23 protein-coding genes and 1 tRNA gene are annotated in these 22,211 nt (G+C 62.2%); 11 read left to right on the top strand and 13 right to left on the bottom strand.

The genetic code is table 11. The annotated features are described in order from the left end of the window. Positions 1–45: 45 nt before the first annotated feature. The 3 genes from CXR43_RS14425 (at position 46) to CXR43_RS14415 (ending at position 1,697) form a co-directional block, all read left to right on the top strand. Positions 46–684, top strand: coding sequence for an SCO family protein (locus CXR43_RS14425; RefSeq protein WP_103335364.1), 639 nt, complete (start codon positions 46–48; stop codon positions 682–684). Between the two features lie 64 nt (positions 685–748). Next, complete coding sequence (locus tag CXR43_RS14420) at positions 749–1,303, top strand: ActR/PrrA/RegA family redox response regulator transcription factor (RefSeq protein WP_103334974.1); 555 nt, start codon at positions 749–751, stop codon at positions 1,301–1,303. A 79-nt stretch (positions 1,304–1,382) separates the two neighbouring features. After that, positions 1,383–1,697: an H-NS histone family protein gene (locus CXR43_RS14415; RefSeq protein ID WP_103334972.1), complete on the top strand. Its 315-nt coding sequence runs from the start codon at positions 1,383–1,385 to the stop codon at positions 1,695–1,697. Between the two features lie 43 nt (positions 1,698–1,740). Here the strand turns inward: CXR43_RS14415 and CXR43_RS14410 are convergent, their stop codons facing one another. Further along, on the bottom strand, positions 1,741–2,337 hold the full coding sequence (locus tag CXR43_RS14410; protein WP_103334970.1) for an HD domain-containing protein: 597 nt from the start codon (positions 2,335–2,337) through the stop codon (positions 1,741–1,743). A 146-nt stretch (positions 2,338–2,483) separates the two neighbouring features. Here CXR43_RS14410 and CXR43_RS14405 point away from each other — a divergent pair, with 146 nt between their 5' ends. The 3 genes from CXR43_RS14405 to CXR43_RS14395 all read left to right on the top strand — a co-directional run bounded on the left by CXR43_RS14405 (position 2,484) and on the right by CXR43_RS14395 (position 4,915). Further along, on the top strand, positions 2,484–2,897 hold the full coding sequence (locus CXR43_RS14405; RefSeq protein WP_103334967.1) for a hypothetical protein: 414 nt from the start codon (positions 2,484–2,486) through the stop codon (positions 2,895–2,897). A gap of 105 nt (positions 2,898–3,002) precedes the next feature. Beyond that, positions 3,003–4,388 carry an adenosylhomocysteinase gene (gene ahcY / locus CXR43_RS14400; RefSeq protein ID WP_103334965.1) on the top strand — a complete coding sequence of 462 codons (1,386 nt, stop codon included), beginning with the start codon at positions 3,003–3,005 and terminating at the stop codon, positions 4,386–4,388. Between the two features lie 185 nt (positions 4,389–4,573). Beyond that, complete coding sequence (locus CXR43_RS14395) at positions 4,574–4,915, top strand: DUF2853 family protein (RefSeq protein WP_103334963.1); 342 nt, start codon at positions 4,574–4,576, stop codon at positions 4,913–4,915. Positions 4,916–5,170: 255 nt separating this feature from the next. Here CXR43_RS14395 and CXR43_RS14390 read toward each other — a convergent pair whose 3' ends face one another. Genes CXR43_RS14390 through tsaD form a run of 4 tightly spaced genes read right to left on the bottom strand, consistent with a single transcriptional unit; the run spans position 5,171 to position 7,943 of the window. Next, a complete protein-coding gene (locus CXR43_RS14390) occupies positions 5,171–5,608 on the bottom strand; it encodes an EVE domain-containing protein (RefSeq protein ID WP_103334962.1) in 438 nt (145 codons plus the stop codon). Continuing rightward, a complete protein-coding gene (locus CXR43_RS14385; protein WP_103334959.1) occupies positions 5,605–5,877 on the bottom strand; it encodes a YciI family protein in 273 nt (90 codons plus the stop codon). The genes CXR43_RS14390 and CXR43_RS14385 overlap by 4 nt, the downstream gene beginning before the upstream one ends. A gap of 3 nt (positions 5,878–5,880) precedes the next feature. Then, a complete protein-coding gene (locus CXR43_RS14380) occupies positions 5,881–6,855 on the bottom strand; it encodes an NAD(P)H-dependent glycerol-3-phosphate dehydrogenase (protein WP_103334956.1) in 975 nt (324 codons plus the stop codon). After that, entirely contained in the window at positions 6,852–7,943 is a 1,092-nt protein-coding gene (gene tsaD, locus CXR43_RS14375) for a tRNA (adenosine(37)-N6)-threonylcarbamoyltransferase complex transferase subunit TsaD (protein ID WP_103334954.1), read from the bottom strand. The genes CXR43_RS14380 and tsaD overlap by 4 nt, the downstream gene beginning before the upstream one ends. 45 nt (positions 7,944–7,988) lie before the next feature. On the opposite strand from tsaD, the gene CXR43_RS14370 reads away from it, so the two are divergent. The 3 genes from CXR43_RS14370 to CXR43_RS14360 all read left to right on the top strand — a co-directional run bounded on the left by CXR43_RS14370 (position 7,989) and on the right by CXR43_RS14360 (position 11,548). Further along, positions 7,989–8,723 carry a uroporphyrinogen-III synthase gene (locus tag CXR43_RS14370; RefSeq protein ID WP_103334951.1) on the top strand — a complete coding sequence of 245 codons (735 nt, stop codon included), beginning with the start codon at positions 7,989–7,991 and terminating at the stop codon, positions 8,721–8,723. Between the two features lie 83 nt (positions 8,724–8,806). Continuing rightward, on the top strand, positions 8,807–10,069 hold the full coding sequence (locus CXR43_RS14365; protein WP_103334948.1) for a COG4223 family protein: 1,263 nt from the start codon (positions 8,807–8,809) through the stop codon (positions 10,067–10,069). 9 nt (positions 10,070–10,078) lie between these two features. After that, complete coding sequence (locus tag CXR43_RS14360) at positions 10,079–11,548, top strand: heme biosynthesis protein HemY (protein ID WP_103334945.1); 1,470 nt, start codon at positions 10,079–10,081, stop codon at positions 11,546–11,548. A 35-nt stretch (positions 11,549–11,583) separates the two neighbouring features. Here the strand turns inward: CXR43_RS14360 and CXR43_RS14355 are convergent. Next, positions 11,584–11,659, bottom strand: a tRNA-Thr gene (locus CXR43_RS14355). 129 nt (positions 11,660–11,788) lie between these two features. On the opposite strand from CXR43_RS14355, the gene CXR43_RS14350 reads away from it, so the two are divergent. After that, the gene (locus CXR43_RS14350) at positions 11,789–12,814 is read left to right on the top strand and encodes an SIS domain-containing protein (RefSeq protein ID WP_103334943.1); all 1,026 of its coding nucleotides are present in this window, start codon (positions 11,789–11,791) and stop codon (positions 12,812–12,814) included. Further along, positions 12,814–13,938, top strand: a complete 1,125-nt coding sequence (nagA, locus tag CXR43_RS14345) for an N-acetylglucosamine-6-phosphate deacetylase (protein WP_103334940.1) — start codon at positions 12,814–12,816, stop codon at positions 13,936–13,938. The genes CXR43_RS14350 and nagA overlap by 1 nt, the downstream gene beginning before the upstream one ends. Here the strand turns inward: nagA and CXR43_RS14340 are convergent. From CXR43_RS14340 to CXR43_RS14310, 7 genes are all read right to left on the bottom strand, one after another. Continuing rightward, entirely contained in the window at positions 13,935–15,617 is a 1,683-nt protein-coding gene (locus CXR43_RS14340; protein ID WP_103334938.1) for a hydantoinase B/oxoprolinase family protein, read from the bottom strand. The genes nagA and CXR43_RS14340 overlap by 4 nt on opposite strands. Then, a complete protein-coding gene (locus tag CXR43_RS14335; protein WP_354001016.1) occupies positions 15,610–17,631 on the bottom strand; it encodes a hydantoinase/oxoprolinase family protein in 2,022 nt (673 codons plus the stop codon). The genes CXR43_RS14340 and CXR43_RS14335 overlap by 8 nt, the downstream gene beginning before the upstream one ends. Beyond that, on the bottom strand, positions 17,631–18,326 hold the full coding sequence (locus tag CXR43_RS14330; protein WP_103334933.1) for an ABC transporter ATP-binding protein: 696 nt from the start codon (positions 18,324–18,326) through the stop codon (positions 17,631–17,633). The genes CXR43_RS14335 and CXR43_RS14330 overlap by 1 nt, the downstream gene beginning before the upstream one ends. Then, positions 18,313–19,032 (bottom strand): ABC transporter ATP-binding protein, encoded by a 720-nt coding sequence (locus tag CXR43_RS14325; protein ID WP_103334930.1) that lies wholly within the window; start codon positions 19,030–19,032, stop codon positions 18,313–18,315. Before CXR43_RS14325 ends, CXR43_RS14330 begins: the two co-directional genes overlap by 14 nt. Then, positions 19,020–19,964 (bottom strand): branched-chain amino acid ABC transporter permease, encoded by a 945-nt coding sequence (locus CXR43_RS14320; RefSeq protein WP_103334928.1) that lies wholly within the window; start codon positions 19,962–19,964, stop codon positions 19,020–19,022. Before CXR43_RS14320 ends, CXR43_RS14325 begins: the two co-directional genes overlap by 13 nt. After that, entirely contained in the window at positions 19,961–20,839 is an 879-nt protein-coding gene (locus CXR43_RS14315; protein ID WP_103334925.1) for a branched-chain amino acid ABC transporter permease, read from the bottom strand. Before CXR43_RS14315 ends, CXR43_RS14320 begins: the two co-directional genes overlap by 4 nt. Positions 20,840–20,907: 68 nt before the next feature. After that, positions 20,908–22,188 (bottom strand): ABC transporter substrate-binding protein, encoded by a 1,281-nt coding sequence (locus tag CXR43_RS14310; protein ID WP_103335362.1) that lies wholly within the window; start codon positions 22,186–22,188, stop codon positions 20,908–20,910. Positions 22,189–22,211 lie beyond the last annotated feature (23 nt).

Genomic DNA, 22,211 nt, shown 5'->3' with positions numbered 1-22,211 from the left:
GGGGGCAGGGATCAATGCGGCGATTGCGCAGGTAGGATGCTTGAAATGACGAAAATGTATGCTGCGGTCGCAGCCGCTGCCGTTGTGGGGCTGCTGGGTGGGACGGCGCTGTATATCTTTCTTCAAGCCGATGACGATGCCTTTGCGCAATGCCGGGGCGGTCAGATCGGGGGCGGGGATATCGGCGGCCCCTTCACGCTGGTCGATGAAACCGGTGCCACGGTCAGCGAGACAGAGGTCTTGGCCAAACCGGCGCTGATTTATTTTGGCTACACCTTTTGCCCCGATGTCTGCCCGATCGACGCCGCCCGCAATGCCGAAGCCGTGGATATTCTGGAAGAACAGGGGTTTGACGTGACACCTGTTTTTATCTCGGTTGATCCAGAGCGTGACACGCCAGAAGTTCTGGCGGAATACACCGATTATCTGCACCCCAACATGATTGGTCTGACCGGTTCACCCGAACAGGTCAGAGCGGCGTCCCAGGCCTATAAAACTTTCTACCGCAAGCAGGATGGCGGTGATCCGGAGTATTATCTGGTTGATCATTCAACTTTCACCTATCTTACCTTGCCAGGCATCGGGTTTGTGGATTTTTTCCGCCGCGAAGATACAGCAGTTCAGATGGCTGAACGGGTGGCATGTTTCGTTTCAAACGCGCCAATGTCGCAGGCCAGCCGATAAATTGACGCCGGGGGCAGGCAAGCTACCTTTGCCAGCATAAAGACAGAGCAGACTGGAGAAACAAATGGCTGAAGATGTCACGGCAGATCTGGGCCCGGATCGCACGCTGCTTTTGGTCGATGACGATGAGCCGTTTGTAAAACGCCTTGCCCGGGCCATGGAACGGCGGGGGTTCATTCCCGAAACGGCTGAAAGTGTTGCGGCAGGAAAGGCCATCGCCCAGTCCCGGCCACCGGCCTATGCGGTGGTGGACCTGCGGCTTGAGGACGGCAACGGGCTGGACGTGGTGGAGGCGCTGCGCGAGCGCCGGCCTGACTGTCGCATTGTCGTGCTGACAGGATATGGGGCTATTGCGACGGCAGTTGCTGCCGTGAAAGTTGGCGCGACGGATTACCTGTCAAAGCCGGCCGATGCGAATGATGTAACCAATGCCCTGCTGTCGAAAGGCGCCTCGATGCCGGCACCGCCCGAAAACCCGATGTCTGCGGACCGGGTGCGGTGGGAACACATTCAGCGCGTCTATGAAATGTGCGATCGTAACGTTTCTGAAACCGCCCGCCGGTTATCGATGCATCGCCGCACGCTTCAGCGGATTCTTGCCAAACGCGGACCAAAATAAATCTGTTACAAAGCTTGCTTGAATTGAGATGGCTTTGGGATTAATCAGGCATGGAAAACTGCCTGCAAGGATATAAGACATGGACATCGATCTGAATGGAATGTCGCTCAAAGAGCTGAAGGATCTTCAGGCTCAGGTTGCAAAAGCGATTAACGGTTATGAAGACCGCAAGAAGAAAGAAGCTTTGGCCGAGTTGGAAGACAAGGCCCGGGCTATGGGCTTTTCACTGGCAGAGCTGACCGGGATTGCCCCGATGCGCAAGAGATCGCCCGCTGTCGCGAAATATGCCAATCCGGCCGATGCGTCCGACACCTGGTCAGGCCGTGGGCGCAAGCCTCGATGGTTTGAAGCGGCCCTGAAGGCCGGCAAACGGCCTGAAGATATGTCAATCTGATCTGAAAATGCCATCCTTCGGGGTGGCATTCACGTCTTAATACTCATCCAAGCTCGGCCAGCAGTTCGGAATGGCGTCTGATGAAATCGGACCGTACCTCTGCTGGGGCGCGCGGTTGTATGTCCAGACCTGCGACCAATGCGGCATCGGGCTTTCCGAATAATTTGCTGGCTTCCGCTTCCGAAAAACCAGCGATCCGCACCGCCTCCATCCAGGCCGAGATGCGATCTGCCGATTTGATCTGCGCCTTGATGGCGGCCGGCAGAAGCGCGGGCAGACCGAAGCGCAGATGAATGGCGGCTGTCAGCCGTTCGTCCAAGGCACCATATTCCGGGCCGATCGCGGCTTTGACGGGCGATATCATATCACCGATCACGTATTCTGGCGCATCATGCAGCAGCGCGGCCAGCTTCCACTTCGGCAAACTGTCTGGAGTTTGGCGGCAGAAGATCGTTTCAACCAGCAAGGAATGCTCGGCGACCGAATAGGGCCAGTCACCGCTGGTCTGGCCGTTCCAGCGGGCAACAAAGGCCAGCCCATGGGCAATATCCGCGATCTCGATATCGACGGGTGTCGGGTCCAGCAGATCCAGCCGCCGGCCAGACAGCATCCGTTGCCACGCCCGCTTTGGTTTTGCCACAGTCAGCCTCCGTGCATCATTCCAATGCGCTCGTATCCCAGCGGCAATTGGGGATCAAATTCAAACCGGAATGCCTGAATGGAACTTTTCGGGGATAAACCCGTTTTCCTTGTGATTGTCTGATTGAAAGAACACGGATAAAAGAAATGTTCAATCCGCTTCCCTTCCTCGCGCTCGCTGCCGTTGCCCTGGGGTATTCCGGTGCCATTGATCGTGTCGAAAGCCGTGTGCAGCCGACGCCTGTTGCTGCATTTTCCGCAACGCCCAACTTGTCAGTTCAGGATTACGTTGCCGCGCTTCCCGAAACCCTGCAAGACCCGCTTTGCGGCGCGCGTGATGTAATCACGGCCGACCTGTCGCAGGCTTTTGCGGAAACATTCGAAGCATCAGTGGAGCATGAGCCGGGTGTCAGCCTTGAAGTCTGGGCCTCTGACATGATGGGGACCTGGACCGTGGTTCATGTCGAGCATGAGGGACTTGCCTGCATCGTATCATCCGGTTTCGGCTGGGAAGAGGGCATGACTGCAGCCGATGTCCTGCAGGACCGCCCGCTCAGCTAAGTCATCTCCGCGGGACACGGCATCCGCCGCATTGTCTGGTTTGTCGCGTTGTTTCAGAACAGCTTCGATGATAAGGCCACGTTCAAATGACAGGAGTTTTTGAACATGGCTGACTATATCGTAAAAGACATCTCGCTGGCCGAATTCGGACGCAAAGAACTGACCATCGCGGAAACCGAAATGCCGGGTCTGATGGCCTGCCGCGAAGAGTTCGGAGCCAGCCAGCCGCTCAAAGGCGCCCGTATTGTCGGCTCGCTGCACATGACAATCCAAACCGCCGTGTTGATCGAAACACTGACAGCGCTGGGGGCCGATGTGCGTTGGGCGTCTTGCAACATTTTCTCCACGCAAGATCATGCCGCCGCCGCGATTGCCGCTGGCGGGACGCCAGTCTTTGCGGTCAAGGGTCAGACCCTGACCGAGCATTGGGATTACCTGGATCGGTCCTTCATGTTCCCCGAAGGCGCGAACATGATCCTGGATGATGGCGGCGATGCCACCTTGTACGTGCTGCTGGGGGCCCGCGCCGAAGCCGGTGAGGAGATTCTGGCCGTTCCCACCTCGGAAGAGGAAGAGGTGATCAAGGCGCAGATCCACAAGCGCATGAAGGAAAGCCCCGGCTGGTTCACCAAGACAAAGGCCGCGATCAAGGGCGTGTCGGAAGAAACCACGACAGGTGTTCACCGCCTCTACGACTTGCACAAGAAGGGCGAGCTGCCGTTCCCGGCGATCAACGTCAATGACTCGGTAACTAAGTCGAAGTTTGACAACAAATACGGCTGCAAGGAATCGCTGGTTGACGGCATCCGCCGCGCGACCGACACGATGATGGCCGGCAAGGTTGCCGTGGTCTGCGGCTATGGCGATGTGGGCAAAGGGTCTGCCGCGTCGCTGCAAGGTGCCGGTGCGCGCGTCAAGGTCACGGAAGTTGACCCGATCTGTGCCCTTCAGGCCGCGATGGACGGGTTTGAAGTCGTGCTGCTGGAGGATGTGGTGGATTCCGCCGATATCTTCATCACCACCACCGGCAACCGCGACGTGATCCGCATCGAGCACATCCGCGAGATGAAGGACATGGCGATCGTCGGAAATATCGGCCATTTCGACAATGAGATTCAGGTTGCCGCCCTGAAAAATCACAAATGGACCAACATCAAGGACCAGGTTGACATGATCGAGATGCCGAACGGCAATCGGATCATCCTGCTGTCCGAAGGGCGCTTGCTGAACCTTGGCAATGCCACGGGCCACCCGTCCTTTGTGATGTCGGCGTCCTTCACCAATCAGGTGCTGGCCCAGATCGAACTCTGGACCAAAGGGGCAGAGTATAAGCCCGGAGTCTATATCCTGCCCAAGGCGCTGGATGAAAAGGTGGCGCGCCTGCACCTGAAAAAGATCGGCGTGAAACTGACAGAGCTGCGTCGTGAGCAGGCGGATTACATCGGCGTTTCGGTCGAAGGTCCGTTCAAGTCTGACCACTATCGCTACTGAGATTATCTGACGGCAGAAGCCGCCCCCAGCCGCTGGGGGCGGCATCAGCAGTCTTGTGCCAGGTGCCCCGTTCCGGCTTTTCTGAGTTTTCTCTTGGTCGGTTGACCCTTTTCTGCCTAAAGTTTTACGGGCCAAGGCAAAACCAGCCGTGGCAGGGTGGAACCAGGACCGACAGGGACAAAAGCATGAGCAAGCGCGACGAATTGATTGCAAAATACGCCGAAGATCTTTCCTCAAAATGCAACATGACAGCCGATATGCCGCTGCTGACCAAAGTAACGATCGGCTGTGGCCCGGCCATTTACAGCGATGATGCCTCAACCGTCGCGGGCAGCGACCCTGCAGAGCTTGAGACCATCAGGAAAAACTTCCTGATCAAGAAGCTTGGGCTTGAAGATGGCCCCAAGCTGATGGAGGCGATCAACGCCGTGATCGACACTTATGGCAGGGCGAACCGCAACAAATACCGGGCCGTCGTCTATTACATGTTGGTCAAGCACTTTGGCAAAGAGGCCGTTTACAAATAACCGCTCCGGCCGCCGTCAGGCCGAGGCCCAGTGCGGGCGCAGACAGTTTTAACTGTCCGGCGCTTGCACGGGTACCTGCATAGGTCTAACGTCAACTCATCAGGCAGAATGCCTCGGACCTAATTTCAGACACGTGTGGTGCTCGGGGATCACGTGGGGTGAATGGAGGGTCCTTGTTTGCGCATTGGGCCCTCCATTTCCATGGATTCATATTATCGGCAGACGCGGACCTGGAGGCAGCGGCCACAGGCTATTTCAGTGGCTGTCCGGCCTGTCAGCGCTTGTTTCCGCAAGTTTGCAGACGATTGCCCATTCCTGTTCGGTCACCGGTTGAACTGACAGGCGGGAGCTTTTGACCAGCGCCATGTTTTCCAGGCCGGGGGTGATTTTGCACATCTCCAGCGAGACGGGTTGTTTCACGGCTGCGATTGCCTTGATGACCACGCAATCCCAGCGCGGGTCATCACTGGTGCTGTCCGGCGCACTGGTCCGGATCACCTCGACGATGCCGACAATGTCTTTGCCTGTATTGGAGTGGTAGAAAAACCCGCGGTCGCCAACCTTCATGGCCCGCATGTTGTTGCGGGCCTGATAGTTTCGCACCCCGGTCCATTCTTCGCCCGCGTCGCCCCGGGCAACCTGCTGATCCCAGCTCCAGGTGTCAGGCTCAGACTTGAACAGCCAGAAGTTCATCCGACCACCTTTTTCCATTCGCGGATTGTCACACTTTGGAACAATCCGGCCTTGGCATAAGGGTCTGCCTCGGCCCAACTGCGGGCCTGATCCATGGTATTGACCGTCAGGATCACCAGACTGCCGATCATGCCACCCTCTGCGTCCAGAAACGGGCCTGCCATTTCAACGATCCCGCTGGACGTGATGTGGTCCAGATGGGCCGCGCGATTGTCGAGACGGGTTTGAAGATGATCGGGCTTGTCGATGCAGATCAGGGCAGCGCGCATGGGTCATTCCTCTTTCAACGGGCGGGACATAAGGGCCTGAATGGCCATGGGGACGGTGATGGTTCCGGCTGTCACCTGGGCGATCATGCTGGTAACCGGCAGCTCGTCCAACAGGCCAAGCGCCATGGTCTGGCGCAAAACAGCTTGCGATGTGGCCACACCTTCAACGGTGACCGCCGTATCGGGGCAATCGCCACGGCCCAGCGCCACTCCGTGGGCGTAATTGCGTGACTGACCGGAGGTGCAGGTCAACACCAGATCCCCCAGGCCCGACAGGCCCATAAGCGTTTCCGGCCGTGCGCCAAGCCTGACCGAAAAGCGCACCATTTCTGCAAAGCCCCGCGTCATCAGGGCAGCCCGCGCGCTTTCGCCCAGACCTGCCCCCATCACGATGCCTGAAGCAATTGCGATCACATTCTTCAGCGCGCCACCCAGTTCGGCACCAGGCACATCGGTATTGCGGTAGATCCGCAGAATGGGCCCGGACAGAACGGCCTGCATGCGCTGACTGGCCGGCTCGTCCAAGCTGGCAAGGGTCAGCGCCGTGGCGAGGCCCTTGGCAATATCGGTCGCAAAACTTGGTCCGGTCAGGATCATGGCGGTGCCATTCGGGCAGGCATCCGCGATCAGGGCGGTCGGCCCCTTTTGCGTGGTCAGATCTATGCCTTTGCAGCAGGCAACCAATGGTTTTCCATCAAGCGCCATGGCATGCATGGCCAAAAAGCCGGACAGTGCCTGCATCGGCACGGCCAGCAGCACCACCGGGCAATCCGACAGATCCTCCATTCGCGCCGTAACAGACACGGTTTCGGGCAACACAGCGCCGGGCAGGCGCGGCACGCGCCGGGTCTTTGCCATCCTGTCGGCAGCCGCGGTGTCGCGCCCCCAAAGCCGGACGGTCTGTCCCTGCCTGGCCAGCGCGATGGCCAAGGCTGCGCCAAAGGCTCCCGCCCCTGCGATCCCGATGGCCGCCGTCATGCCTTGGCCCCCTTTTTGCCCGATCCGATCATCGCCGGTGCCGTCTGGTCAAGCGGCCAGCGCGGACGGGCCGACAAGGTGAAATCATCACAGTGGCCAAGCCGGAACCGCTCGATCCCGGCAAAGGCGATCATGGCTGCATTGTCGGTACAAAGACGCAGCGGCGGGGCCAGAAAACGCACGGAGTTTGCATGGCAAAGCGTCTCTAACCCGGCGCGAATGGCTTGATTTGCGGCCACCCCGCCTGCAATCGCAAAGGCCGGCACGGGGGGGCGAGCGTCCAGATATACATCCAGCGCCCGACGGGTTTTTTCTTGCAGGACCGAGGCCATGGCGGTCTGGAACCCGGCGCAAAGATCCTGCCGGTCGGCAACCGTTAGCCCCCCCTTTGCCGCGATCACTGTGTCGCGTGCCCGCAGCACGGCGGTCTTTAGGCCCGAAAAAGACATGTCGCACCCTGGCCTGTCAAGCAAGGGCCGTGGCATCACGAAGCGGGCCGGATTGCCCTTTGCCGCCTCTGCTTCCACGGCGGGTCCACCAGGCTGGGGCAGGCCCAGCAGCTTGGCGATCTTGTCAAACGCCTCTCCGGGCGCGTCATCTATGGTGCCGCCGATGCGACGAAACATCTCTGGCCCGTCGACGATCAGGAATTGGCAATGCCCCCCCGAGACCAGCAGCATCAGATAGGGAAAGCCCAAGCCATCGGTGAGCCGTGGGGTCAGGGCATGGCCCGCCAGATGGTTCACGCCAACCAGCGGCAATCCGGTTCCAGCAGACAACCCCTTTGCCAGCATCACGCCGGACAGCACCCCGCCGATCAGGCCGGGGCCGGCGGTGACGGCGATTCCATCAAGCTCTGCAAAGCCTACCCCCGCCTCTGCCATCGCGCGTTCGACGCAATGATCCAGGCGTTCTGCATGGGCGCGCGCGGCAATTTCGGGAACGACGCCGCCAAAAGCCGCATGAAGAGGAACCTGCCCTTCCACCACCGAAGACAGGATTTCAGTATCCGTCCCGGACCGCACCACTGCGGCAGCCGTGTCATCGCAGCTGGATTCAATTCCAAGGAAGGTCAGACTTTTGTGCATGGTCCGCCGTTGCGCCAGGGGATATCAGCAGGTAACACCCTAAGCATGCCCTCGCAATCCCGCGCCCTGCCAGTGTTGATCACCCGGCCCGAGCCGCAGGCAAGCCGTTTTGCCGCTGCGCTGCGCCAGCGCTATGCGGACCGGGTTGTGCCTGTGATGACGCCGCTGCTGGCACCGACCTTCTTTGACCCTGATCTGCGGGGCATGGAGGTGCGGTCGCTGGTGCTGACGTCGGAAACCGGGGCACGCGCGGCAGCCCGGCTTGATGGCCTGCCACGCCATGCGTTTTGCGTCGGGGACAGGACGGCCGATGTCGCCGCCGACCTTGGGTTTCAGTCCCGCTCCGCCGCGGGGGATGCCGATGATCTGTTCCGGCTGTTGCTGCGCCAGCCTGAGCATGCGCCGTTTCTGCATTTGCGCGGGCAAGACACGCGGGGCGATCTGGTGGCGCGGTTGCGTACTGCTGGACTGGCCGCTCAGGAGGCCATTGTCTATGCTCAGGAACCGGTCGCACTGGCGCAAGCTGCGATCGACGCCCTGTCCACTGCCGAGACCATCCTTGTGCCGCTGTTCTCACCGCGCAGTGCCAGTTTGTTTCGGGCCGCGCTGTTGCGTGACCTGCCCAACGAGTCTGTGTTGCTTCGGCTGCGCATCGTTGCCTTCAGCGCCGCAGTGGCCGAAGCGTTTACCGACTGTCCACCCGAACATCTTGCAATCGCCGCCGCGCCCAGTTTGGCGGAACTGTTCTTTGCGCTGGATCGTTTTATCTTCACAGCTTGATGCGCCAAGAGATGCAGGATTAGGATTGTACAGCACGCGCGCATCGGTTCCGTTCTCTCAAGTTCATGTCAGGAATGTCTACTATGGCCAAACGCCCTCCTTCAAACCCACCGGAAGAAGCGGATATTGTGAAGCCGGCAGATCCTTTCGGTCCTGCGGAGTCGGGTGTTGAGCCGGTGTCAGACGCGGTGATCGGGGACCCCGTGGTCATGGACGAGCCGCCACGTACGGAAACGGTGGCGGCGGACGAGACTTCTACGCTGTCTGATACCACAGGGCCTGTCGTGCCAGATGTGGACAAGCCGGCCCCCCAGACACCAGCTTCGCCCTCTGAAAAATCGGGCGGCGGCGGGTTTTTGGGCACCGCTTTGGGCGGGGTGGTGGCTGCCGCCGCCGGCTATGCCCTGGCAGTCTTTGTGCCGCTTCCGGGAATGGGTGTCTCGGACGCGCCCCCGGTGGCAACACAAAGCGATCTGCAGGCTCTGGCAGGACGGGTCGAGGCCCTTGAGGCCGCGCCTGCGCCTGACACAACGCTAGAAGAACGTCTTGCTGCGCTGGAGGCAAGGCCAGAGCCGGAGGCGGTGGCTCAACCCGATCTGTCAGCCCTGACAGACAGCCTGACCGATCTGGAAAACCGCATCGCTGCCATCGAATCGCGCCCCGCTGCCTTGTCTGGCACCGGGGCTCCGGCGGATCTGGTGGCGCTGGTGGAACAGCTTCAGGCAGAGATTGCCGAAATCCAGTCTAACGGCGCATCATCTACGGCAGAGCTTGAAGCGCTGGCTGCCCAGACCGAAGACCGCTTGGCACAGGCCGAGGCGCAGGCGGCAAGCTTGCGCGCAGAGGCAGAGGCCACGGCACAACGCGCCGTGACCGCGGCCGCCCTGAGCCGGGTGCAGGCTGCTGTCGAAAGTGGCGTGCCGTTTTCCGGGGCGCTGGCAGATCTGGCGGGCACAGAGATCCCGCCATCCCTTGCCCAGCTTGCCGAAACCGGTGTGCCGTCGCGCCAGGTATTGGAAGACGGCTTTCCCCCCGCCGCCCGCGCCGCTTTGGACGCCGCGCGTCGGGCAGATATGGGCGATGGGTGGACCGAACGGCTTGGCAGCCTGTTTCAGGCCACAACCGGCGTGAGGTCGCTGACCCCGCGGGAAGGCACCGACCCGGATGCCGTTCTGTCGCGCGCCGAGGCGGCCGTTGCCACCGGCGATCTGGCGCAGGCGCTTGCCGAACTTCAGGGCCTGCCGCCCGAAGGGCTTGCGCAAATGGCAGAGTGGTCTGCACTGGCCCAGCAGCGTCTGGATGCGTTGGAGGCTGTCAGCGCATTGTCAGCTGCCGTGGAAGAATAGGATAGACAGATGCTTTGGACCTTGCTGAAAGTCGTTCTGTTCTTGTTTTTCATTGCGGCGCTGACCTTTGGCGCTGGCGTTCTTCTGGAGACGGGGGGCGGAATACAAGTCGCAGTTGCCGGGTGGGAGTTGACCCTTGGCCCGCTGCAATCGGTGATCCTGTCGTTGATTCTGATTGTTTTCCTTTGGGTGGTGTTCAAGATTGTCAGCCTTGTGGTGGCAATCCTGCGCTTTCTGACCGGTGATGAGACTGCGATTTCGCGCTATTTTGACCGCAACCGCGAACGTAAGGGCTATCAGGCCCTGACGGAGGGCTTCCTTGCCCTCGCCTCGGGTGAGGGGCGCGTGGCCATGGCGCGGGCCCAGCGGGCTGAGCGCTATCTGGCCAAGCCGGAACTGACCACTTTGTTGATGGCGCAATCAGCCGAAGCTTCCGGAGACACCAAGCGCGCCTCGGATGCCTACAAACGTCTGCTTGCCGACGACAAGACCCGTTTTGTCGGGGTGCGCGGGCTGATGAAGCAAAAGCTGGCGGAAGGCGATACCGATACGGCGCTGAAGCTGGCCGAAAAGGCGTTTGCGATGAAGCCGCGCCATGCCGAAACCCAGGATATCTTGCTCAAGTTGCAGGCGGAGCATGCTGATTGGAAAGGGGCGCGGCAAACGCTGGGCGCAAAGCTGAAGGCGGGGGAATTGCCCCGCGATGTCTATCGCCGCCGTGACGCCGTGCTGGCCTTGCAAGAAGCCAAGACCGTCATCGACGACACTGCCAGCATCGAAGCGCGCGAGGCCGCCATCGAGGCAAACCGTCTGTCACCTGATCTGATTCCCGCCGCCGCCATGGCCGCGCGCAGTCTGGTGGCAAAGGGCGACCGCAAAGGGGCCACCCGCGTGCTCAAGAAGGCTTGGGCAGTGCATCCGCATCCTGATCTGGCCGCCGCTTTTGCCGAGATAGAGCCGACAGAAACACCGGTTGAGCGCATCAAGCGATTCAGGGCTCTGACCGATGTGCAGCGCGACCATGAACAGACCCGGTTGTTGCTGGCCGAGCTTCACGTATCGGCCGAAGACTTCCCGGCAGCGCGCCGCGCTCTGGGGGAGATCGTCACCACGCACCCGACACAGCGCGCGCTTGCCATCATGGCGGCCATTGCCCGGGGAGAAGGGGAGGACGAATCTGTCGTCCGCGGCTGGCTGACCCGCGCCCTGACGGCCCCGCGCGGCCCGCAGTGGTGCTGCGACAAATGTCAGGCCATCCATGCAAGCTGGCACCCGATCTGTGACAATTGTGGCGGATTTGATACGCTGAGCTGGCGAGAGCCGCCGGAAACCGCCGGCCCCAGCGCCACGGGCACCGAATTGCTGCCGTTGATCGTTGGCCAGCCCGCGCCTGCAGCCCCTGCGCCCGAAAGCCAGGTCTCCGAAGGCCCTGCGGCAGAAGATGCTGAAATCGTCGCAACCCAACCCCGACCAGATTGATCGGCGCTGATTGAGGTTGCAGTAAGGAATGCGCGTGGTGCCCCAAGACGGACTCGAACCGCCGACCTCTTCATTACGAATGAAATGCTCTACCAGCTGAGCTATTGGGGCTACGCGACGTGTCGTTTAAACGGTCGCCGACGCTCCTGCAAGGTCTAAACGCGCTTGCCTGACAGGGTTGCTGCGCGCTGTGGCTTGGCGCATGGTGCGGGGCTCAGACGGCGATGGAAAGGACCCAGGATGACCCAGACCAAGATGGCACAGGAAGTGGCTGAAATTCCTTTGGCTGCTGCACGGTTTCTTGATCAGACCGGGCCGGCCGTCCGCGAGGCTGCCGCGGCGTTGCGGCGGCTGGACCCGGGCCTGTTGATCACGGTGGCTCGGGGGTCTTCCGATCATGCCGCGACCTATCTGAAATATGCGGTCGAGTTGTTGGCGGGCATTCCGGTTGCCTCGGTCGGGCCTTCGGTTGCCTCGGTCTACGGTCGCCCCCTGCGGCTGAAGGGCGCGGTCTGCATCGGCATTTCGCAATCAGGCCAAAGCCCTGACATCATCGAACTGATGCAGGCTGCCCGGACCGGTGGCGCTTTGTCGGTTGCGATCACCAATCACGCGACCAGCCCGATGGGCGTGGCGGCCAGCCATTGTCTTGCCCTGCAGGCCGGGGTCGAACACAGCGTGGCCGCCACCAAGACCTTTGTAACCTCGGTTGTGGCGGGCCTGGCGCTTCTGGCCGAGTGGCAGCAGGATGCTGCCCTGCTGGCGGCGCTGGACAGGCTTCCCGTGTCTTTGGAACAGGCATTGCACCTTGACTGGTCGCCCCTGGCAGCCCGCCTGTCACGGGCGCAATCGGTCTATGTGCTGGGGCGGGGCCCTGCCTTTGCCATCGCCAATGAATGTGCCCTGAAACTGAAGGAAACCTGCGGTCTGCATGCCGAAGCCTATTCGACAGCCGAGGTGCTGCATGGTCCTGCCGCGATTGTTCAGGCCCAGTTTCCGGTGCTCGCGCTTGGCGTCGGCGATGCGGCTTTGCCCCATGTCGTGACAACGGCAGAACGTCTGGCCGGTCAGGGCGCCGATGTGTTCCTGACCGGCGCAGCAGCGCAGGGAGCCACCGAACTGCCCTGGGTGCCCGACCTGCATCCGCTGGTCGCGCCCCTGGTTCTTGGCGCAGCGTTCTACAGCTTTGTCGAGGCCCTGGCACGGCGTCGGGGGTTTGACCCCGACACACCGCCCCATCTGCGCAAGGTGACGGAAACCGTCTGATGCCGACCGCTTTCGTCGGGGCTGCGGTGTTCGATGGCACGGTGCTGCACCGCGATGCGGTGCTGCTGACCGACGGGCCATGGGTGACCGGAGTGTCCAGTTGCGTGCCCAAAGGCACCACGGTGGTTTCGCTGGCCGGCGGCATTCTGGCACCCGGCCTGATCGATCTGCAAGTGAATGGCGGCGGTGGGCGGATGGTTGATGACCAGACCGATGTCGAGACGCTGCGGGTCATCTGCGAAACCCACGCAAGGCTGGGGACCACCGGGCTGTTGCCCACGCTGATCACCGCCACACCGCAGGCGACCGCGCGGGTCATCGCGGCTGGGGTTGCCAGCCTGTCTACCCCCGGTTTTCTTGGCCTGCATCTGGAGGGGCCGCATCTGGACCCACGCCGCAAGGGTGCACATGACGCGGCGCTGATCCGGTCCATGACGGATGAAGATCTTGCGGTGCTGACTGACGCCGCCAGCCGATTGCCCGCGCTGATGGTCACGCTGGCCCCGTCTGCGGTACGCCCCGATCAGATCGCCGAACTGGCCGCTGCGGGGGTGATTGTCAGTCTGGGGCACACAGAGTGCAGTTTTGACCAGGCAGAGGCCGCCATTGCCGCAGGCGCGTGCTGCGCAACGCATCTGTTCAATGCGATGAGCGGGCTTGGCCACCGTGAGCCCGGCCTTGTTGGCGCGGTGCTGACCCATGACATCGCGGCAGGTGTGATTGCCGATACCATCCATGTGGCCCCGGCGGCCTTGCGCATTGCTGCGACTGTCCGGCAGACCGGGCTGTTTCTGGTGTCAGACTGCATGGCGGTTGCCGGCACCGACCAGGAACAGGCCACGCTTGGCGGCCGCAGCATCTTGCGCCGGAATGGGCGGCTGACCTTGCAGGATGGAACACTGGCCGGGGCGGACCTGACCCTGCCGCAGGCGATTGCAAACATGGTTAACAGGGTTGGCCTGTCGCCCGAGCGGGCGCTGTCCATGGCCACGCGCTGTCCTGCACAGGTGATCGGGCGGGAGGATCTTGGTCAACTGACCCCGGGCACCCGCGCCGACATCGTTCATCTGTCAGAGGCGTTTCAGCTCCAAGCGGTCTGGCAGGGAGGCCAAAGGCGGCTCTAACCTTGCCAATTCCACAATGCACGGGCCTGAGCCGCCGTGTAGCGCCCCAGCCTGACATCTTCCGCCACCAAGGCCGGGTCACGCCGCAACGGGTCGCCAAAGCCGCCACCGCCGGGGGTGCGGACTCGCACCCGATCGCCGGGCGTCAGCACGATATCCTGCGCTTTTGACAGATGTGGCGGCACCAGCACCTCGGTCCCGCGCGTCACCTCTACCCGATTGACGCCACCGTCCTGCCCGCCCTGCGCGCCCAATGGCCCCGAGCGGCCGTGGTCCATCACGAAACTGGCGCGCGCCTGCCCGCGCAACAGTTCTATCTCGTAATCCAGACCAAAGCCGCCGCGATGGGTGCCCGCCCCGCCGCTGCCTTCGTGCAGGGCGTAATGGCGGTAGAGCACGGGAAACTTCTGCTCCATGATCTCCACCGGTGGGGCTTTCGAGATGCCAATGGTCGAGCAGCCGTTGGACAGCCCGTCGTGATCGGAGTTGCCACCATATCCGCCGCCAGAAATCTGATACATCACATAGTCTTGCCCAGAGTCAGGGTCATGCCCGCCCAGCCCGAAATTGCCGCTGGTTCCGGCAGGAGCCGCCGTCACCCGGTCGGGTATGGCCTGTACCAAGGCGGCAAAGACGGCCTCGGCAATCCGCTGGCTGACCTCTGCCGCGCAGCCCGACACCGGGCGCGGGTATTGGGCATCAAGGAAGGTGCCTTCGATCCCCGTCACCACCAGCGGCTCGAACGCTCCGGCACTGATCGGCACATCGGGGAAGATATGCCGCATCGCCAGATAGACCGAAGACAAGGTTGTGGCGCGTACCGAATTCATCGGCCCCAGGCAGGGCGGCGCGCTTTGCGAGAAATCGAAGGTCAGCTGATCTGCGGTCTTTGTCACGGTGACGGCAATGCTCAGAGGTTCATTGACCACCCCATCAGAATCGACGATCGCCGTTGCGCTGTATGCGCCATCGGCAATCAGCCCGATCATCGCCCGCATCTGCTGGGCGGCACGGCTGCGCATTTCGGCAATGGCCTCCGACACCGTGGCATCGCCATAGCGGTCCAGCAGCACCGCCAGACGCTCTGCCCCGATCAGCAGGGCACTTGCCTGCGCCTGCACATCGCCGATCCGCTGATCGGAAACCCGGATGTTGGAACAGATGATCTGCCAGATTTCCGTGTCTAGCACGCCCTTTTTAAACAGTTTCACCGGGGGAATCCGCAGCCCCTCCTGCTCGGCGCTGATTGCACTGGCGCTGAATCCGCCGGGGACCATACCGCCGGTATCGGGCCAATGCCCGGTGTTGGACAGCCAGCAATAGATCTGCCCGTCACGCCAGACCGGCATGGCAAAGCGCACATCCATCAGATGGGTGCCGCCCAGATAGGGGTCGTTCACCATATAGATGTCACCCGGTTCGGGCGCCGCGGTCAGGCCGGTGCGGATGCGGTCCAGAATTGTGCGGGTCGAAAACTGCATCACGCCGACAAATACCGGCAACCCCTTTGACCCTTGGGCGATCAGGCTGCCATCTGTCGCACTGTAAATCCCGTCCGACCTGTCGTCAGCTTCTGCGATCACCGGCGAAAAGGCGGCGCGGCTGAAGGTCAGGTCCATCTCGTCGCAGACCTGCTGGAGCCCGGCCTGAATGACAGCCAAGGTGACGGGGTCAAGCATGGGGCACCTGCACGACCAGATTGCCATCAGGGTCGGACGTGACGGTACAGCCGGGGTCGATCACAATCGTTGTGTCCATCTGTTCGATGATCGCCGGACCCGAAAGGTCCAGATCCAATGGCAAGTGATCGCGCCAATACACCGGGGTGTCGACCCAGCCGCCGAACCACACCGGGCGCGAGGCCTGCGGCACCGCCTCGGCCTTGCGACCGGCCCGGTCGATCAGGGCCGACAGGTCCATCTCTGGCCGCGCGCCGATGACCGATACGTTCAGGTTCACCAGATTGGCCCTTATCGTGGGCAGGGTGACGCGAAACCGTTGATGATAGGCGGCTTCGAACAGGCGTTGCAGATCGTCCCGTGTCGGCGCGCCATCCGGCAAGGCCACGCGCAGCAGATGCGTCTGCCCGACAAATTGCATATCAACCGAAAACTCGGTGCGCACCGAGGCAAGGCGGATCTTCTCGACCCCAACCAGTCGCCGCCCTTCGGCCTCTTGCCCGGCAAAGATCGCCTGCACCATGTCTATATCCACCGTGTCGAGCGGTCGGTTCAGGGTGCGCACGAAATCCTGCCGTAGATCGGCAACAACACAGCCAAGCGCGTTGGTGATGCCGGGCCGTGCCGGGATCAGCACCTTTGGCACCGCGAGTTCGCGCGCCAGGGCCACCGCATGCAGCGGCCCGGCCCCGCCAAAGGCAAACAGCGCAAAGTCGCGCGGATCGGCCCCCATCGAGATCGACACCATGCGGATTGCGCCTGCCATATGGATATTGGCAATCCGCACCACCGCCTCGGCAGCTTCCTCAACCGACAGACCCAAAGGCGTGGCGATCTGATCCGCCATCGCCGCCCGTGCCGCCTCTGCCGCTTGCCCGAACCGCGCGGCGGGCAGGCGGCCCAGCAGCAGGTTGGCGTCGGAAATCGTCACCCGTGTGCCGCCCCGGCCATAGCACACCGGCCCGGGGCTGGACCCGGCACTTTCCGGCCCGACGCGCAGCATCCCGGCAGCATCCAGCCGCGCGATCGATCCGCCGCCCGCTCCCACCGTGCGCACATCGACCATCGGCACATGGATCGGCATGGCATATTCCACCTCGATCTCATTTGAAACCGGGGCGCGTCCGCCCTTGATCATGGCGACGTCGGTTGAGGTGCCGCCCATGTCATAGGTCAGCAGGTTTGTCATTCCGGCGCGGCGCCCGGTGGCCAGCGCCGCCATGACGCCCGAAGCGGGGCCGGACATCACCGTTTTCACGGCCTCTTTCGACACGGACCGGGCCGAAACCATGCCACCATTGCCGTTCATCACCAGCAGCTCATGCGCATAGCCCTGTGCGGCCAGCTGATCGGCCAGCCGACTGACATAGCGTTCCAGCAGCGGCTGCACGCTGGCATTCACCGCCGCCGTCACCCCGCGTTCGTATTCGCGGCTTTCCGACAGCAGGGCATGGCCCATGGTGATGAACGTGTTCGGCCAGATCCCTGCCACGATCTGCGCCGCGCGCCTCTCATGTGAGGGATTGGCATAGGCGTGCAGAAAATGGATCACCACGCTTTCGCAACCCATATCGCGCAAGCGCAGAGCCGCTTTTCGTACAGCGCCCTCATCAAGTGGCGTCAGGATTGACCCACGCGCATCCATCCGCTCCGGCACCTCAAATCGCAGATCGCGCGGTATGATCGGCACAAATTGCCCATGCATCCCGTAGGCATGGGGCCGGGTGCGCCGCCCCAGTTCCAGCACATCGCGAAAGCCCAATGTGGTGATCAGTCCGGTCTTTGCCAGAGTGCGTTCCAGCACGGCATTGGTGGTGGTGGTGGTGCCATGCACGATCAGATCTATATCGGCCAGCTCCGCCCCGGCCTCAACCAGCGCGTTCAAAACGCCGGGGGCCTGATTGGGCAGGGTGGTGGGCACCTTGGCCAGCCGGACCGCACCTGTGCCAGGATCGACGATCACCAGATCGGTGAAGGTGCCACCCACGTCGATGCCTGCGACCAGACCGGCCATCATACCCCCACAAACTGCTGAAACAGCGTCGAGTCGGCTGACAAATCGGCCCGTACTACCTGCGCCTCCACCCTGCCATGCGCCATGAAGGCCACCTGGTCCGCCATGCGCAGCACGGTATCCACCCGCTGTTCCACCAGCACCGTGGCCAGCCCGGTATCGCGCAACCGCAACACCGTATCGCGGATCAGCGCAATCATCGACGGCTGCAAACCTTCGCTGGGTTCATCCAGCAGCAACACCGACGGCTCCAGGCACAGCGCGCGCGCAATCGCCAGCATCTGCTGCTCCCCTCCCGAAAGGGTGCTGGCGACCTGATCCAGCCGTTCGCGCAGGCGCGGGAACAGGTCGAGCACGAACTCCCGGGTCTGCGGCCCCTTGCGCCGGGTCAGCAACCCGACCTCGATATTTTCGGCCACGGTCAGCGGCCCGAACAGCCGCCGGCCCTGTGGCACATAGGCAATCCCTTCGCCGGGCACTTTATGAGCGGGCAAGCGGTGCACTGGCGCGCCATTCAGTGTGATCTGCCCCGTCTGAACCGGAACCTGCCCCATGATTGCCTTCAACAGGGTCGATTTTCCCGCGCCATTGCGCCCCATGATGCAAGTGACCTGCCCGGCCTGCGCCGCAAAGGACAGATCGCGCAGAATGGTGACGGGACCATACCCAGCGGTGATGCCCTCAACCCGCAGCATGATCGCCCCCGAGATAGGCATCCTGCACCGCGCGGTTGGCGCGGATCTGATCCGGGGTGCCGACGGCCAGCACTTGCCCGAAGTTCAGCACGGTGATCCGGTCGGCCAGATCCATCACCACATCCATGTTATGCTCGATCAGCAGGATGGTGGTCTGCGGCACCAAAGACCGGATCAGCGCCTTGAATCCATCAATCTCACCCGAAGCCAGGCCCTGCGTCGGTTCATCCAGAATGAGCACCAGCGGGCGCAGCGCCAGACCCATCGCCACCTCCAGCAACCGCTGATGCCCATAAGACAGCGTTCCGGCCATGGACTGATCCAACCCGGTCATCCCGACGCGGGACAAGGCCTGTGCCACTTCGGCTGCCACATCCCCGGCGCCGCGGCCTTGTGCGGCCAGAGCCACATTGTCGAACACCGTCAGGCGCGGATAAACCGAGGTGATCTGAAACGTGTAGGCCACGCCCTTGCGCACCCGCAGATGCGCGGGCAGGTGGGTGATGTCTTCACCGTTCAGGGTGATCACGCCGGACTGCACCGGAATCCGCCCGGACAGCAGGCTGACAAAAGTGGTCTTGCCAGCGCCGTTCGGCCCGATCAAACCATGAATCTCGCCTTGTTCGAGCCTGAAATCCACCCCATCCACCGCGCGCAGCCCGCCGAAGTGCCGGGTCAGGCCGCGTGCCTCGATCACGGCAACCATCGCCAGACCCTTTCGCGCAATGTGCCCAAAATGCCCTTGGGCGCGAACAGCACCAGCCCGACCAAGGCCGCCCCGACCACGAACAGATAGGCGTCGGTGTAATTGCTGGTGATGTCGATCAGGTAGAACATCAACAGAGCACCCAGAAATGGCCCCAGCACCGTGCCCGCTCCGCCCAGAAGCACATAGAGCATCGGCAAGATGGAATACTGGATGGTGGCAAAGGATGCGCCCACATAGCCGAACAGCATCCCATAAGCCGCCCCGGCCAACCCGGCATAGAGACCCGACACCGCCAGCGCCAGCAGCTTGATCCGGAACGGGTCATACCCCAGCATCCGGCTGCGCTCCTCATTTTCCCGCATCGCCACCATCACCCGGCCAAAGGGCGACCGCACCAGCAAAAGGCAGGCCAGCAGGCCCGCTGCAAACAGGGTGAATGCGGTGATAAAACGCGCCGTATCCGTGGCCAGATCAAAGCCGAACAGCACGCGCGCCTCTGACAAGACGACAAACCCCTCATCTCCGCCTGTCCATGTGTTCAGATACAGCAGCGTCAGATACCCGGCCTGCGCAAACATCAGCGTTACGATCATGAAGCTGACCCCTGCCGTGCGCAGCGCCAGAAGGCCGACCACCCCCGCCAGTGCCCCGCCGGCCACCAGCCCTGCAATCAATGCAGGCAATGACAGCCAGCCCAGATGCCAGACAGGCAGGCCCATGCCATACATGCCTGCCGCAAAAAACAGCGCGTGGCCGAGCGACAACAGCCCGGTGTAGCCAAAGGCGATGTTGTAGCCCATCGCAAACACCGCCAGCACCATGATCCGCGCCAGATTGGTGGCGTGATAAGGGGGCAGCAGGAATTGCGCCACAAACACAGCTGCCAGAACCAGCAGGTGAAGCGTCCAGATCTTTGCTCCGTCTGTCATGCCTTTGCCCCGAACAGGCCCTGCGGGCGGAACACCAGCACCAGCGCCACCAGCAGCGTGGCGATGATCTTGGCCAGCGTCGGAGAAAAGAACATGCTGATGATCCCATCCGACAGGCCAATGACAAGCGCGGCCACCAGCGTCCCCCGGATCGACCCCAGCCCGCCGATGATGACAACGATGAAGGACAGCAAGAGGGGGTCATGCCCCATCAGGTAATGGGCCTGCTGGATTGGCACGATCAGCACCGCCGCCGCCGCCGCCAGTGCGCCGCCAAGGGCAAAGGTGCCTGCATAGACCCTGTCAACGTTGATGCCGAAGGCTTGCGCCGTCTCACGGTCAACCTGCGTTGCGCGCATCACCAGCCCGGCCTTGCTGCGGGTCATGAACAGCCAGACCGCGGCCAGAATGACCACGGCCGTCAGCACGACAAACAGCTTGTAGCCGGAATAGCCGAACCACGGCAGCTGGATGCGCCATTCAAACGGGGCGACCACGGGCCGCGCGTCAGGGCCGTAAAACGTGAGCGCCGCCTGTTGCAGCATGTAGAGCAGGCCGATGGTGGCCACGATCGTGGCCTCGGGATCATAGTTCAGGCGTTTCAGAATCAGCGTATCCGTCAGCGCCGCAATCACTGCCACGATCAAGGGCGCAATGATCAGGGCCGCCAGCCAGGCAATCGCGGGCGGAAACGGCAGGTAATAGGTCACAAACCATGCCAGAACCGCGCCCAGCATGTAAAACTCGCCATGCGCCACGTTGACCACACGCATTACGCCGAACACCAGCGACAGGCCGACCGCCGTCAGCGCCAGCACCGCCGCCATAACCGTGCCTTCGAGCAGGGCCAGAAGCAGGAACGGACCAAAGCTCACTCTGGCGCGCCCTCTTTGGCGAAGGGCGCGCGCGCATTCAACCTTGGCAGGGCATGCAAGGACCGCACTCAGAAGCTCTGGGTCGTGTAGTCAACGGCATCGGGGTAGATGCTGTCTTCGATGCTGGTGGTATGCACCTTGACCAGCTTGCCGCCTTCGACCTTGCTGATGAACTGATGCCCGAACACCTGATGGGTCTTGCCGTTGAACACCTTCGCCCCCTGCACATGGGCAAGGCTTTCCGGCATTTCGGTCATCGCCTCCACCGCCTCGACAAATTTCTGCCGGTCTGCGGTGCCTTGGTATCCGGCACTTTCCATCCCGGCCTTGATGATATGCAGCGTCTCCCAAACCGAAAACATATGGGCATAGGTCGACACGTCCTTGGCATCCGACACTGACGCGCCGTTTGCATCGACCCCGACGGCGGCGCGATAGGCGATTTCATGCTCTGACGCATCGGCCTGCTGCCCCCGGCAATGGCCTTCCCAGAAATGGGTGCCTTCCAGAAATTCCAGACCCGGCGAGGCGATATCCACCGCTTCCAGCGAGTCGATGAAGCCAAAGATCTGCGGCTTGGCCCCGGTGCCATAAAACTCGCCCAGCTCTTTCACAAAGGTCAGTACCGCGGGGCCCACCATCACGTGATACAGAACCTCGGTCTCCTGCGGGATCTGCGGCAGATACCGGGTAAAGCTGGTCTCGGTCGGCGGCACGGCGATCTGCGCCACGACCTCGCCGCCCCCGGCTTCCACCGCGGCTGTAAAGAAATCGCGGTGATCGTGGCCAAAGGCATAGTCGGGGAACACCATGGTGACCTTCTTGCCAAGGTTGGCCAGAACCCATGGCGCCATGGATGACACCTGCGCGCGGACATCGGTGATGCCGGGCTGCATCGTCCAGCGGTTCAGCATGCCGCCCGCGACATGAAAGCCTTCGGAGCAGACCAGATAGGGCACTTTCAGCTCGCCCGCGCGCGGGGCGGAGCCGATGACCACATGCGAAAACAGCGGCCCAAAGATCAGGTCGCAATTGTGCTGGCTGACAAGCTTTTCCACCACCTCGGCCCCGCGCTTGGGGTCGGTGCCGTCATCCTCGAACACAATCTCGACCGGGCGGCCATTGATGCCGCCCGCGTCGTTCACCACCTTCAGCGCGGCCTGTGCCGTGCGTTCGTACCAGCGGCCATAGGCGGCACCGATGCCGGTGCGGTGCAGCTGGAACCCCAGCTTGACAGGCGCGGCCTGTGCCCAGACCGGAGCGGCAAAGCCAGCGGTCAGCAGCCCGGCCCCCGCGCCCTGCAACACGGCACGCCGCGACGGGGTCACTCCGAAAAGTTTCTGCGTCATCTCAAACATCTCCACTGTTGCGG

The sequence above is a fragment of the Pseudotabrizicola formosa genome (assembly GCF_002900965.1).
Classification (GTDB): domain Bacteria; phylum Pseudomonadota; class Alphaproteobacteria; order Rhodobacterales; family Rhodobacteraceae; genus Pseudotabrizicola; species Pseudotabrizicola formosa.
The sequence above is the reverse complement of the archived record's forward strand: the minus strand, read 5'-3'. Positions and strand labels throughout refer to the sequence as shown.